This is a genomic window from Vibrio sp. Of7-15 (genome assembly GCF_022347565.1).
In the GTDB taxonomy this organism is placed as follows: domain Bacteria; phylum Pseudomonadota; class Gammaproteobacteria; order Enterobacterales; family Vibrionaceae; genus NORP241.
Genome location: NZ_JAKRGH010000001.1, coordinates 385064 through 398763, shown reverse-complemented (window position 1 = coordinate 398763; position 13700 = coordinate 385064). Strand labels below are relative to the sequence as shown.

Here is a 13700-nt window from a genome sequence, read left to right as displayed (position 1 = left end):
TAGGACTAGAACCCATAAAATGAGACACTGTAAAATAATTAAGATTTTATTTGCATATTTATGAGAGTTGAAAGGCAAAATCAGAACAAAATATCAGGTGGTCGTTTTCTTTATTCTAAAACACCTATATTTTATAAGCTATTAACATAATAAAAACAGTAGGAGCATGTAATGACAGAAACTACTTGCCCATCTTGCCACTGCGATGAATTTCTTATTTCTGATGATAATCAGATTTTTATTTGCGCTGACTGCGGACTTATTAAAACCCATTTTGGAACATGGAAATCAACTAATCTACCAGCCCCATCACTACAAAATGATGCAATCAATGAAGGTGAGCGACTCCATTAAGAAATAAACCTTTCGATATCTTTTAACTCATAAATCCTCGTAACTAAAGGGTGCTCAATATCAACGGCATCCTTGTTCGACTGAAAATAGATGGTTTTCATTCCCGCGTTGATGCCAGCCTGAACCCCATTTGGAGTATCATCAACAAACAAGCACTCATTCGTTTTCACCCCCATATTCATTGCTGCGTAGTACAGTAGATCCGGTTCGGGCTTCCATGTGTTGGTATCAAATGCACTAAACAGTCGACCGTGGAATTGAGCTAATAGGCCAGTTAACCCTAAAGAATGTTCTAGCTTACTAACAGGGGCATTAGAGGCGACACACATCTCTATCTTTTTATTTTGAAGAGACTCAATTAGCTCTACTGCCCCATTAATGGGTTGCAAATATTGTTCAAATAGCTCTGATACTTCTTTGCGGTATAACGGCTCTAATATATCTAAAGAGACACTAACCCCAGTTAACTGACGTGTTGCCATTAATATATCTGCTAACTTCCCACCTTGAAAACGCGCTAAGCACTCATCAAGGGTTATGTTCGCCCCATAGTTGGTGAAGATATTCACTAAAGCTTGACAGCACAAAGTCTCACTATCCACCAGCGTTCCATCGCAATCAAAAATGACACACGATACCTTATTATTCATGCTTTTTGTCATGACATATTCCTAACCAAAGCCCAGATTTAGCATGGTTCAGACTTTATGGACACAAAAGAAACACAAACAAAATTTGTTATCTGCGTAGCAGTTAAATCAACAATATATGGCTGATGTCGCATTTATACCGCAACACCAACCTGAAGCACTCACGCAACTGATGCTTCCGCAGCTCCAGCAATATATCGGTTCACACTAACTTCAAGCTTACTCAGACCTTTTTGATCAACAATGTAATCATTAAAACAATCAGCCATTGAGAATGGGGTAATAACTGGCTCTGACTCCACATTTAAAAGTGCCGAATAGCCTTCTTTCCCTTTAATGGTATACGCAGAAGATACCCCTCTGTAAACACGATCCGGTTGCAAATCCAACCACTCCCCAGCTCCTGTTTGAATTTGAATGTAAGTTAATCGGCTTCCTGAAGGCTGATTCGCGTCATATTCGTAACGTAGCCCAGCAGAATAAGGAAAGCTGCCACTACCAGTGCCTACAACACCATTATTTGTTGCGTTATCAATGGCACTTTCAATAGCAAGAGCTAAGTACTTTCCTTTAATCTCATACACAGATACAGGAACAGCAAATGGTAAAACTTTACCTGCAATATCAGCACTACTTACGGAACCTTCAGGAATTGACGCTCTGACTCCACCCGCATTATGTAAAGCAAAATCAGCTTCAAAGCCTTCTTGATTTGCTTTCCACAAAAATGAGAGAGTCACTAAAGGGGCAACTTCACTCCCCCCTTTTTCATCAGGAATACGCACATGACGTAAGCTGGATTGAACAACTCCAATCTCAGTGTTTTGCAAAGCTTCCACTTCCGGGCGATAACGTTCATTCATTAACTTTTCAACTTGCTCATCTTTCTTACAAAAATAAACATTTGGCTGAGCCATTAAATACTCTCGGGCTTGCTGGTATAAGTCTTCTTCTAACTCTGTCGTTCTTATCGCATCCAAACATAAACGTTGACCAAACAATAATTCATTGGCCCCTTCAAAGCTCACTACATTACCGTCAGTATCAAATTCAATTTCCATATGGCCCATTGCTAGAGCATGACATCCTGCTTGAACAACTCGGGTACCATTTATTTCTACGCCATAGTTATCTTGCTGGGAAAAACCTAAGTTCGAGAAATCCCCTTGCAGTACATGGCTGTGCCCACCAATAATCAGACCTATACCGTCTGTTTGCCGTGCTAACTCTAAATCGCCTTCATAGCCTAGGTGACTAAGTAAAATAATATTATTGATCCCTTCATTATGGAGCATTGCCACCGTATTTCTGGCGGTTTTTAATGCATTCACAAAAGGCGTATCAAAATCAGGGTTCGCGATATCAGCCATCATATCGATAGACAAGCCAAAGATCGCAACTCGCTCCCCATTTACCCATTTAGTCAGGTAATTCGCTGTTTTTGATTTTGGACTGTAAGAAAGTAAGTTAGATGCGTCTGATAGCCTTTTCTCTTTTTCTTTGCTTTCATTAGACAAATCCCAGTTCCCAGCGAGCAAAGGGAAATTAATATGCTGAATAAAATCCGCAACAGGCTCATTCCCCATATCTAGCTCATGGTTACCTAATGCCATCGCATCAATACCAATTTCATTTAATAAATCAGCATTAGCTAACCCTTTATACAATGAGTAATACAATGTGCCTTGAAAACAATCTCCAGCATGCAAGAATAAAAACTCAGAACCATTGCGAACAGATTCCGCTTTCAACTGTTTTACACGAGAGGCGATTCGAGAGAACCCGCCACAGCTAACATAAGCATGTACAGGATCTTTATGTTCAATCGACAACTGGAGGTAAACAGAGCTAGGGTCAAAATAGGAATGGGTGTCGTTAATATGGGCAATTGTTAATTTTGTGGTCTTTTTCGTCATTGCAATATCTTTTATCTTAAATACTCACTTCTCATGTTAGCAGCTTCGCGACTCAGCTCACAGACGTGCATATGATCTTTTCATGAATATATTTATTTCAAGCATATTGAAGAAAGAATAAGCACAAAAAAACAACGATCCATTGAATACCTTCACTAACTCTTTGATTACCTGAAACTGTGAAGTGTATTGCCTCTAATAATAACACTCTGATATATGCTTACATTAGAGGTGAATTATGAAATTAGACCGAATTGAAATTACAGGATTTAGAGGAATAAAACGTCTATCCCTTGCCTTTGACGATTTAAGTACCCTTATCGGTGAAAATGCTTGGGGCAAATCATCACTACTAGACGCCCTTAGTGTTGCCTTTCCACCGGACAATCAGCCTTACATGTTCACTAAACATGATTTTCATCTTGATCATGCCACCTCCCACCCTATGTCTAGCCACTTACAGATTGTGACTCGATGGATAGAAAGTTACCCTGAAGAGCACAAAGCTGGGCGATACAGAAAACTTCATCCCTTGTGGTCTACCGCGACTAAAGCCAATAAAAAAAAGTCATTGCACTATCGCCTTAGTGCCACTCTCTCTGATAATAAAGTAGAGACTCATTATGTTTTTTTGGATCACAATGGAGAGGTGCTTCCAACATCAAATACTGACGTACTTGTGAAAGAGCTTGTTGGCCTCCACCCTGTTATTCGACTACGAGATTCAAGACGACTACAAGACCACCATAGCCCAGACCAACTGCCCAATAGCCGTATGGAGCGAAGAATAAACAATACATGCCGAAGGCTGATATCAACACCGGGTCATGTCAATGATGGTGAAATAAGAAGCTCAATGAATGCAATGGAAAGCCTAATTGATCATTACTTTGCTTTTAAGCCCCACAATCGACAACGTTCAAAACAAATTCACGATGGACTGTATTTTGGTCGAATGACGGAAACCAGCCAGCTACGCCATATAGTAACGAAAGGACAAGACAAACAGATTAAGCTATTACTGCTAGGATTATTAAACGCCTACTTGCGCGCCAAAGGCCCAACTGTTCTACGGCGTTCAGCAAGGCCGATCTTATTAATAGAGGATCCTGAAGGTCGGTTACACCCAACAATGCTCAGCCAAGCTTGGTCTTTATTGTTACAAATTCCGATGCAAAAAATATTGACCACCAACAGTAGCGATCTGTTAACAACCGTGCCGCTATCTTCTCTACGACGCTTGATACGTCAGTCAGACAGAACCATCGCCCTTTCAATCAATAACAAAGTTCTATCCAACGATGAACTTCGCAGAATTACCTTCCATGTTCGCTTTCACCGCCCAGGAGCTTTGTTTGCTCGATGTTGGCTGCTAGTTGAAGGGGAAACAGAAGTATGGCTGTTTAACGAATTAGGCCGGATTTGTGGCTATAACTTTGCGGCTGAAGGAGTCCAAATAATCGAGTTTGCCCAATCAGGTCTACGTTCATTAATAAAAATAGCCAAAGCACTGCATATAGACTGGCATGTTGTTAGCGATGGCGATGCTGCCGGAAAAAAGTACTCCCACACCGCCAGAAGCTTATTGGGCACAGAGCAAGAAAGACATCGTCTTACTCAACTCCCAGAAAAAGACATTGAGCACTTTCTTTACAAAAATGGATTTGAGTCTTTGTTCAGAAAGCTGGCTAATATCTCCCCAGACCATACCATTCCTGCCAAGAAGGTCATTACTAAAGCACTCAAAAAACACGCAAAGCCTGACGTTGCTCTCAGTATCGTGGAATACAGTGAACAAAATGGCGTTGAAAGCATTCCACTACTGATTCGCTGGACTTTAAAGCGCGTTGTAAGCATGGCAAAAGGCAATACCTGATCACACCTCATCCGTGAATAAACATAATATTTGGATTATTAACATATATATTGACCACTTATCGCTGATTCAGTAGGCTCGATGCTTCTTTTATCATGATCAAGGACCGACTATGGACAGTATACTTTCTACCATTAAAGCTTCTCCGCAATTAGTGACATTTGAGCAAGTCATCGAGCACATCAATGAAAATTACGAATTTACACCAACTCGATTCACCAACGGAATAGGTCAAAATATCGTCATTAATGAAAAAGGCAGCAATGAAGGCTCCCTTCGTATTTTTTCATTTGCGAGGCTAAACAATTTAACGGAAGAACAGACACTGTCTTGTTTTGGAAAGTACTACAGAGAAGATGTTTTACAAAACCCTGACGGTGATGACCATGGAAATATTCGTAACTTCATGCGATACGGCTGGTCTGGGATTTCATTTGATAACAATGCTTTAGTTAAAAAATAATAAAGGGGCACTCAGCCCCTTTTCACAACAAATTAATATCACTTAAGACGCTTTCAATAAACCTTTCTCAACCATTAAGCGGTTCTGCTTAAGATCTTTAAACTTGAAATAGCCATATGTAACCACCCCAGTAAAGAATAAATAGGAGAACGCAAACGTGAGTGGGGAAGTGATAAGTTCAGCCTGGTAGCTCATCGCAATACCCGCCACTGTAATCACAAGCTTAGAAATCATCCCACATATTAATAAAAACAATGCCAGCTGTGGGTATCGGGTTGAACGAAAGGCAAACCAATAGCAGCTACCTACTGCTAAAGAAGCAATACTCAACCCAAGGAAAAAAGAGTGATAGTGCTCACCAGATGCCATACCACCAGCCATTGACACTAACATAATCAAAAGTAATTTCATGGAAGAACCTCATACAAGAAAATTAAGAAAGCATCCTTTCACTTATGAAATCTAAGTTTCCGGGTCATTTTCCACGATTAACAAAAAATTACAAGTCGTTCAAAAAACAAACAGCGCGCTTTAATTGTTTAAAAATGTTACAAGTTTGACCAATCAAGAAAAAGATCAAATACAGATCCCACTACGCAGGCGTTAATGTTAATGGCATGATAAATTATGGTTTCTAGGATGTTTCTGTAGAAGTTTGGGGCATTCTTTATCTTTTTTTGATGAATGTGAGCCAGCCGATAAATTGTATTTAATCATTTTTTCTTTTAAGCACTTAAGAAAAGCAGAAGACAAGAAAGTAATATCGGTGAAAGAATCCTATCAGAATACAGAGCTACATATTAGCAAGGCGCTCATCAATACATTCAGGTGAGGCCATTTCAAATTCACGGCAGATAAGGGGGCGGACTTCGTAAATCGTACACATAAGAGTGTCTCGGTCTAGAGCGGCACACCAACCATCATCTAAACGAGCCATTACTTCCCCACCCCAATCATCGGCATCGATAAACTGTTCTGGCACCCCCGTCTCTGTTATCAGCATAACTTCTAATCGACAACAGCAAGCTTGACAGTTAGAACAAGTAACTTGTGGCTCAATAATAGGAATAGAATGCACATCAAATTTCATAAAGCAGTTATAGTTGTATAATTTGGCTTCCAGCATACCGTATTAACGCCTTACTATGCGATCCATTTCTATATTTTATTGTAATAAGCACTTAACCAAGAAAAGAAAACGTTTGCTAATTTATTTTTTAATATAAAATACTGGCTCTGAAAGTATAAGGTTTTAGAGGAAGAATACCCAACTAAAACCTTATTCAAAAATTAATTTATTTTGTTAATAAAAATCAATCTCAACTTAAATAATTATATAAACTTCGGTGTCAGCATTCACTACTAACTGTAGCAAACATACCTTTCAAAATAGATGGTTCTATATTTTTTATACCATCAGATAATTTCAAATAATGACCATCAGTTACATTTAGTAATACATTTTTTCGCATTTCTTTATCATTCTTACTGTCTTTATTTTGAAAATGAAATTGTTGTACTTTTTCATACACACTTTCTGATATTTGCTCTATCTGCTCATTCGTTAAACAAACACGAGACATACCAATCTCTGGCCTTTTATCATATCGAAAAACTTCTTCTTTTAGTTTTTGCGTAAATAGCTCATCCAAAGAAGAGCCTTCATGAAATGAGTAATATGGTGGAGTGAGGAAATTCACTTTGCCATCTGGCTTCATTGCTAAAATCCCCATCATTTCAAGGGCTCGCAAATAAACATAGACACTTTGCTCTGTTAAATCATACTCTTTTGCCACGTCTGGTATTGGCCTTTCCATAACGCGTATTTCATAGAAGAAATCATATAGATATGGATGCTCATAGAAAATATAATCGTTTGTTGCCCCATCTAAACCTTCTTCTTTATTGTGAATTTCACGTGCTAGTTGAGATAGTTCTTCTAAATTAGTATTCAGAACTGAGGCATACTCTAATAATTTATCAATACCAATAGAATGACTGTGGAAATGTCGTTTTAATGTTGAAACAGGCACGTTCACTTTATTCGATAGTTCGTTATAAGTTAGATCGTTTTCCTTTAATTTAACTCGTAATGCATTTAATAATAGGCTTGCACATAAGCTCATAGTCATCGTCCTTAAGTCTTCATTTATAATTATATTTATTCTTTGTTACAGATCGGAGCTGTTCAATAGTTCGGTATTAATTTATAACAAATACATCACAAATTACAACGGTTTCACAAAATGAACCGCAAAGTTTCAGTTAATAGGTTCAGCATCACCTTAATTAAAAAACCTATTGATTGACATATTAGCTTCACGTTACAACTTTGTTAATCGTCAATAAAACAGGTTACATCGTCCTGTTTGATTTTAAAAATGACAAATTGGATTGGACGTGAATAAACACTTTATCGCATATAACGATAAAACATTTTATTGATACACCGAACCCATCAGGACGATGAGTACTTGGTTAGTGCTACTTATTTAAGCACTTAAATTTTATTTCATGGAAGTTGAACTATGCAACAGAGCAATACATGGAAAATAAGACTAACGGCATTATCTGTCGCTTCAGCGCTCAGCGTCACAGCATACGCTTCTGACGAAGTTGAAGCTGAAAAAACAGATCCTGTCGCAGAGACACTAGCAACGGAAAAAGGCATCGATTTAGGAGGTAGCTTAACGCTCGGATACGACACAAACATTTATGACAAAGACGATTACCGTTCAGTTAGAAATATTACCTGGAGTGGTTCTTTAAGCTCTTCATTTAAGAAGAATTACTCAGCCTATCTATCTACAGGTGGTTATCGTGCTTTAGAAAATGAAACTGGAGATTACTTTACAGATACTGTCGTGGGTCTCTCACGCTCAGGTCTATTCAGTTTCGGTGAAACAGGGAAAGTTGGCTTAAGTGGGCAGCTTACTATTCCAACATCCGAGTTTTCACGAAAAACAGATCTACATACAGCTTTACGACTTTCAGCCCCTGTAGGCGTAACTGCGCTGGATACCCGCTTCACGATAACTCCTCGTTTAAGAAAAAACTTCCACGAGTACAAGACTTCAGGCAATAGAGCTCTAACAGAGTGGGTTTATTCCTTATCTCTAGCTGCGAGTTACTCATGGGAAAGATTAAGATTTAGCACCTCCTTACTTGGTGGTAACAGCATAAGTTACTACGGAACAAGACGTAACGATATTACTTACGCAGGTAGTGCTTCTGTTAAGTACAGAGTCAATGAATCTCTCTCTTTTTCATTTTCTGCGGCAACTTCCGGCGTCTATGCCGATGCAGAGAAAGGAACATTAGGCAATGTTGATCTATTTGATGATGACAAAGCGACTTACTCAGCCAGCGCTACGTTCTCATTCTAGGAAATAACAATTACAACAAGGTAGTACAATTATGGAATTTAAAAAATTAGCACTTGCTTCTGCAATTGCGGCGACTCTTGTCGGCTGTGGTGCAGACGATCAAGAATACGACTCAGTGGAACGTGACTCCAAAGAAATGGCAGTCAAAGACCTAAAAACCGATGGTCGTTGGTTCTACGTTCCAACAACAGGCGCAGCTCCACGTTTTGCTTTAAACCAATTTCCATTCCTTCAAGGTATGGGGCGCTATGTTGAACTTTGTTTCACCGAAGATGGCTTAGACGTTCGTCACTTTGACCGCAACAACCCAGAACTGAACATTCCAAAAGACTCAAATGGTTACTGTCAAGAGCAGTCAATGGTTGGCTCTGACGATCTGACAAATTTCGCTCATGTTTTAACTATTCCAGGTGACTTTGCAGCCTATCGCTGTGCTGAAGATCGCTACGGTGACTGTACCAATAAAGAAGAAACAAATGGCGATGCAAACCTTCCATACACAGCCAAAACACACTTTACGCCAGATCCTGAATCTCTAAATGTTTCTGAGTTTAACTATGAAGATCTTTATGGCTTAACGGATGGATTAAAAGAAACAGACGTCACTTTAATTTCTTGGGACTTTGATCCTAAAGGTGGCGTTCTGAACTTTGAATTAGAGCGTACTTTCCAAGTCGATATCGACAAAATCTCTAACTACATCAACTTTGGTACAAAAGCTGGCATTGAAGACGCTCTTTCTGATGGCGCGTTTAAAGCTCGTTTCTACTACTCACTGGTTCATGAAAGCATTGTTGCTTCAAAAGATTATGAACCAATTTTATACCCAGTTGGTGATGAAAATGACATCGGCTTCTTCACAACTGCAAGTAAAAAGCTTAACCCGATCACAAACAAATACGATCGTGAAGTTGTTTATCTGAACCGTTTTAACCCAGATCAAGGAACAATTAAATACTACTTGTCTGATAACTTCTTTGAAGAAAAAAATAAGCTATTTTTAGATTCAACAATTGAAACGGTCAAAAAAATGAACCTTGCATTGAACATGTTTGGTGCAGATTCAGGAAAACCTGAGATCGAGATTGTTAATACATCAGAAGCAATGGGCATTCACCCAGGTGATTTACGCTACAACATCATCAACCTTGTCGATGAGCCTTTAGCAAATGGACTGCTGGGTTACGGGCCTTCCGTTGCAAACCCAATGACGGGTGAAATCATTAAAGCCCATGTAAACCAATACTCTGGTGTTGCTCGTACTGGTGTGCCTTATTACTGGGATAACCTGACGCGTTTCTACAACCGAAACCAGCTGCAACTGAATGGTTTACAGCCAGTTGACAGTACTTCAGGCTCAGCACAGGTTCAGAGCACAACTCAAGAAGTAACTGACCGTATGTCTGAGTTGTCTCTGCTAAGTGCAATTTCTAAGCTTGAAGCTAAGGAAGTAACGGCTCCATACGTTGATGAAGCTCAAGTAAAACAGCAATCGAAAGCAGTTCGTCCTACTGAGTTAATCAAGAATTCAGATCTAAATGATGATATGGATCTTGAAGAAATCGTAAAAGCAGAAGAAAACCGTTTGGCTTTCTGGGCTGAAAATAATGCCTACCCTATCGAAGCTTCTTGGGTTTCTTCCTCTAGTAAAGCGATGCTAGAAAACCTGAAATTAGACGATGAGCGCTATTTCAAAATTACTAAAGACGACGCTGGTAATGTTGTTAAAAAAGAACTACTGCGCTGGAAGTACCTTCCTAAAGATCTACAACAAACAGCCGCAGATGCTATTACCGTAGCAACTTACAGCAACACTCTTGTGCATGAATTAGGCCATAATGTTGGTTTACGTCATAACTTTAAAGGCTCTAATGACAAAGCAAACTATTACAGCCACGAGCAAGCTTCTGCACTAGGTTTACACAACATTCCTGCATATAGCTCAACCATGGATTATGCGCCAAGTATGCTGGATGAAACTCCAACCTGGGGTCTATACGATCTAGCGGCGTTTAAGTTTGCATATGGCCGTAATGTCGAGACAATACAAGACTCATCTGGCCCGGCTGTCGCACCAGTAACATTACCAACAGACAGAGAGCCGACTCAAGATGAATTGGCAGCTTATAATGCATACCAAAACTACTTAAATTCATTTGGATATAAATATGGTTCTGGTGATAATAATATATCCTTGATGGTTTGTACTGAAACAAACACACCTGTCACTGAAGCTGGTAAGTCTTTATATAACTGTGATTTTTCTCGTTTTGATGCAGCAGCACGAACAGATAATGAAGAGAACTATGCAAAAACACGCTATGGTGTGCTTCACTACTTAGACAATGTTGCAGAAATCGAACGTAAAGACTACGCATTCTGTACTGATGGCAATGTTTCACTAAACAGTGACTGTAACCGTTTTGATGAAGGTACAAGTCTAGAAGAAATCGCAACCTACAAATGGCAAAGCTACCTAGATAGTTACGATCGACGTAATGCAGCTGAGTATGGTGTTAATGGTGTGTATCTCTCTGATTACCCAAGCTACATTGTACGTCGTTTCAGAGAAATGAATCAGATCCGTGACAAAATGGAAGATTTAGAACGTATTGATAGCATCTTCGCCGATCCAAATGGTAAACCAGGTGATTACCTGAACCAGTTATCGTTAAATCCTACCTACTGTAACACAGGTGACGCGAATAACTATTGGTTCTGTGACTACGCTTATGGCGCTCAAAAATCAGCAGCCTTCTTCCTAGATGTACTGCGTACACCAGAACATCAATGTGTTGTGCAGAATGCAGATGGTAATCAAAAAGTAATCTCTCTTGGTGCTGCACTAAGCTCAATTAGCTATAAGATCCCTGCAGATTACGACATCTTAGAAGCTAACTGTTTTGATGCTGTTGCAGCAGATGCAATTGAAACTGACTTTGATACTAAAGGCTACACAGCCGTTGCTGAAACTGCCTCTGGACGTTTCCTAACTTCTATTGGTAGCTTTGACCCTGACTTCCCATGGTCAAATGCAGTTTCGATCTTAGGTAACTGGCCTGATAAAGCACTAGCAAGTCACTTCCTAGCTCGTCGTTACTCAAACCGCTACACGGATGAAGTTAGCTTCGCATCAATGCTAGATATTCCTGGCGTTAAAGCGGAATACGATGCAATCATGGCAAACCTTTTAGTACAAACACCATTGGCAACACCGATCAAGTTAGTTGATGCAACAGGTGCTGAATTTACAAGCTTAAATGGCGTATCAGTAAACCTTCATAAAACGACAAAAATGGAGTCATTGAATGTTTTACCAAAAGGTATAGCGAACTTCTTCGATATTTCCTATAAGAGTCGTGACCGTATTGCTGATGTAATCCTTAAAGCAGGTTTACGCCAAATGCGCTCTGAAGATTACCTCGTCGAAAACCGTGGTCAAGCACAGTTTGACAGCCTAACTAAGCAGCAAGATCGCTATGGCCTAATCTCTGGAGACAAAGTTAAATTTAGTATTGGTGGTGAAGAATACGTTGCAACTAAGGCAAATACACTTGCTTATGAATACGCAACCAAAATGACCACAACTGACGGTTACGCACTAAAAGTACACTTTGATGGTTATGCAAAATCTGACCTTCAAGCAATCGCTGATTCAATGACTACAGCATGGGGTACAGTAGTTCCAGGATGGAAACCAGAATATCAGCAACCAGTAAACCTGCTTGATTCTGCATTTGTGAACGCATTTGCCACGTTTATTGCTGCAGAGATTGCCGTAAATCCACCAACATCAACTTGGGGGGAAGCTATTGTTCCTGCATTTGATAAGTTTGTAAATCAAGAAATTACAGCTGGTAACCTTGTTAATGATAAAGATGCAAAAACATTCGTTTACAAAGGTGGTAAAACTCACTTAGAAACGACTATCTATTCGTCTTTCTTCTCGACATACCAGTTAACTTTCTGGGACTCTGCACCAACTCTACTAGCAGCTGTAGATGCAGTACACGAAGGTTATACTGCAGCAAGTGATAAGGACAAAGAGGTATGGCTAGCAGGAACTAAGCTAACAAATGCATACCTTGATGGAGACTATGCAGCTGTAGCTGGTGAATACTACCAATTACTTGACCAACTACCTACAGCAGCTGACTTTGAGCAATAAGCTGAACAATAACCAATAATTTAAAGCCCTATCAAATATTGATAGGGCTTTTTCTTTGCAAAAATAACTATCAACCAGCTCTTAACTTTAATAAAGCGGTAATATCTAATTTTCCACTGTACTGACAGAAAGTTGCTTCTTTTTGGTCAACCCCATATATGGACATGCGATCCGCTAATTCGTTACCTTCAATTCCGATATGTGCTTTTACATGTGAAACTGTAAGCTTATTTTTTAACTCATCATACAAGCTATGGGCTTGCTGGATGAGCTCTAAGTTTTTAATGTCTCCTTCCACCTTGCGCTTCCACCCTCGTTGCTTCCAACCATATGCCCAGTTAGTGACGCAGTTGATCGAATATTGTGAATCACAAAAAATAGACACACTTTTCCTTAATAAAAGTTCTTTTTGCGCTATCAGCAAAGATTGATTCAACGCATTAAGCTCAGCACTGTTATTTGTTCCATGCGGGTTATACAAACCATACCAAAGCTGAGTGAGCTCACCTTGGCTGTACACTGCCACCCCAGAAGCCGCTTCACCGGGGTTAGGGTCACATCCGCCATCACAATAAATCGTCACATCAGTATCGCTATTCCACTGAGTATCCATTATTTTAGGCTGCTGCTTTACCTGCTTAATGGTTACTGCACTTAATTGCCTTCCTCCGTTTGAGAAAGCAGCCTCAGCCTCTGCTTGGGTTTTAAAAGACTTATAGCGAGCTTTTGGGTACTTATCTATAAGGGGCTTAGTGTAATCCCAACTTGTAAACACACCAGTTTCTCTGCCAACCCACACTACGTAATATTTTTTAGCCATCAAAAGCCTTTAATATTTATTTAGTTTAAAAATCCAATAAAACAAAACTGATTGATGTTTTATAAAT

Annotated in this window: 11 protein-coding genes; 5 read left to right on the top strand and 6 right to left on the bottom strand. The window is 39.5% G+C overall.

The window, feature by feature from the left end:
* The first annotated feature begins 171 nt into the window (after nucleotides 1–171).
* Entirely contained in the window at nucleotides 172–354 is a 183-nt protein-coding gene (locus tag MHO82_RS01610; protein ID WP_239182100.1) for a hypothetical protein, read from the top strand.
* Here MHO82_RS01610 and yieH read toward each other — a convergent pair.
* Both yieH and MHO82_RS01600 read right to left on the bottom strand, forming a co-directional pair.
* Nucleotides 351–1016, bottom strand: a complete 666-nt coding sequence (gene yieH / locus MHO82_RS01605) for a 6-phosphogluconate phosphatase (RefSeq protein ID WP_239182099.1) — start codon at nucleotides 1014–1016, stop codon at nucleotides 351–353. The two genes, MHO82_RS01610 and yieH, sit on opposite strands and share 4 nt — an antisense overlap.
* Before the next feature lie 149 nt (nucleotides 1017–1165).
* Entirely contained in the window at nucleotides 1166–2920 is a 1755-nt protein-coding gene (locus MHO82_RS01600) for a bifunctional UDP-sugar hydrolase/5'-nucleotidase (protein WP_239182098.1), read from the bottom strand.
* A gap of 238 nt (nucleotides 2921–3158) precedes the next feature.
* On the opposite strand from MHO82_RS01600, the gene MHO82_RS01595 reads away from it, so the two are divergent.
* Together MHO82_RS01595 and MHO82_RS01590 are read left to right on the top strand one after the other, a co-directional pair.
* Nucleotides 3159–4796: a DUF2813 domain-containing protein gene (locus tag MHO82_RS01595; RefSeq protein WP_239182097.1), complete on the top strand. Its 1638-nt coding sequence runs from the start codon at nucleotides 3159–3161 to the stop codon at nucleotides 4794–4796.
* Nucleotides 4797–4908: 112 nt separating this feature from the next.
* A complete protein-coding gene (locus MHO82_RS01590; RefSeq protein ID WP_239182096.1) occupies nucleotides 4909–5259 on the top strand; it encodes a HopJ type III effector protein in 351 nt (116 codons plus the stop codon).
* A 42-nt stretch (nucleotides 5260–5301) separates the two neighbouring features.
* On the opposite strand, the gene MHO82_RS01585 is transcribed toward MHO82_RS01590, so the two are convergent.
* From MHO82_RS01585 to MHO82_RS01575, 3 genes are all read right to left on the bottom strand, one after another.
* Nucleotides 5302–5670, bottom strand: coding sequence for an NADH:ubiquinone oxidoreductase (locus tag MHO82_RS01585; RefSeq protein ID WP_239182095.1), 369 nt, complete (start codon nucleotides 5668–5670; stop codon nucleotides 5302–5304).
* 382 nt (nucleotides 5671–6052) lie between these two features.
* The gene (locus tag MHO82_RS01580) at nucleotides 6053–6349 is read right to left on the bottom strand and encodes a YkgJ family cysteine cluster protein (protein WP_239182274.1); all 297 of its coding nucleotides are present in this window, start codon (nucleotides 6347–6349) and stop codon (nucleotides 6053–6055) included.
* Between the two features lie 259 nt (nucleotides 6350–6608).
* Nucleotides 6609–7385, bottom strand: coding sequence for a helix-turn-helix transcriptional regulator (locus MHO82_RS01575; RefSeq protein WP_239182094.1), 777 nt, complete (start codon nucleotides 7383–7385; stop codon nucleotides 6609–6611).
* 402 nt (nucleotides 7386–7787) lie between these two features.
* Here MHO82_RS01575 and MHO82_RS01570 point away from each other — a divergent pair, with 402 nt between their 5' ends.
* A complete protein-coding gene (locus MHO82_RS01570) occupies nucleotides 7788–8645 on the top strand; it encodes a hypothetical protein (protein ID WP_239182093.1) in 858 nt (285 codons plus the stop codon).
* Nucleotides 8646–8676: 31 nt separating this feature from the next.
* Entirely contained in the window at nucleotides 8677–12813 is a 4137-nt protein-coding gene (locus MHO82_RS01565) for a M66 family metalloprotease (protein WP_239182092.1), read from the top strand.
* A 70-nt stretch (nucleotides 12814–12883) separates the two neighbouring features.
* On the opposite strand, the gene MHO82_RS01560 is transcribed toward MHO82_RS01565, so the two are convergent.
* The gene (locus tag MHO82_RS01560; protein WP_239182091.1) at nucleotides 12884–13633 is read right to left on the bottom strand and encodes a ribonuclease H family protein; all 750 of its coding nucleotides are present in this window, start codon (nucleotides 13631–13633) and stop codon (nucleotides 12884–12886) included.
* Nucleotides 13634–13700: the final 67 nt, after the last annotated feature.

Bases quoted from the DNA above. Each gene is read 5' to 3' on its own strand.
- MHO82_RS01595 (WP_239182097.1), top strand. From the start codon at position 3,159: ATGAAATTAGACCGAATTGAAATTACAGGATTTAGAGGAATAAAACGT.
- MHO82_RS01560 (WP_239182091.1), bottom strand. From the start codon at position 13,633: ATGGCTAAAAAATATTACGTAGTGTGGGTTGGCAGAGAAACTGGTGTG.
- MHO82_RS01570 (WP_239182093.1), top strand. From the start codon at position 7,788: ATGCAACAGAGCAATACATGGAAAATAAGACTAACGGCATTATCTGTC.
- MHO82_RS01575 (WP_239182094.1), bottom strand. From the start codon at position 7,385: ATGAGCTTATGTGCAAGCCTATTATTAAATGCATTACGAGTTAAATTA.
- MHO82_RS01585 (WP_239182095.1), bottom strand. From the start codon at position 5,670: ATGAAATTACTTTTGATTATGTTAGTGTCAATGGCTGGTGGTATGGCA.
- MHO82_RS01580 (WP_239182274.1), bottom strand. From the start codon at position 6,349: ATGAAATTTGATGTGCATTCTATTCCTATTATTGAGCCACAAGTTACT.
- MHO82_RS01565 (WP_239182092.1), top strand. From the start codon at position 8,677: ATGGAATTTAAAAAATTAGCACTTGCTTCTGCAATTGCGGCGACTCTT.
- MHO82_RS01600 (WP_239182098.1), bottom strand. From the start codon at position 2,920: ATGACGAAAAAGACCACAAAATTAACAATTGCCCATATTAACGACACC.
- MHO82_RS01610 (WP_239182100.1), top strand. From the start codon at position 172: ATGACAGAAACTACTTGCCCATCTTGCCACTGCGATGAATTTCTTATT.
- yieH (WP_239182099.1), bottom strand. From the start codon at position 1,016: ATGACAAAAAGCATGAATAATAAGGTATCGTGTGTCATTTTTGATTGC.
- MHO82_RS01590 (WP_239182096.1), top strand. From the start codon at position 4,909: ATGGACAGTATACTTTCTACCATTAAAGCTTCTCCGCAATTAGTGACA.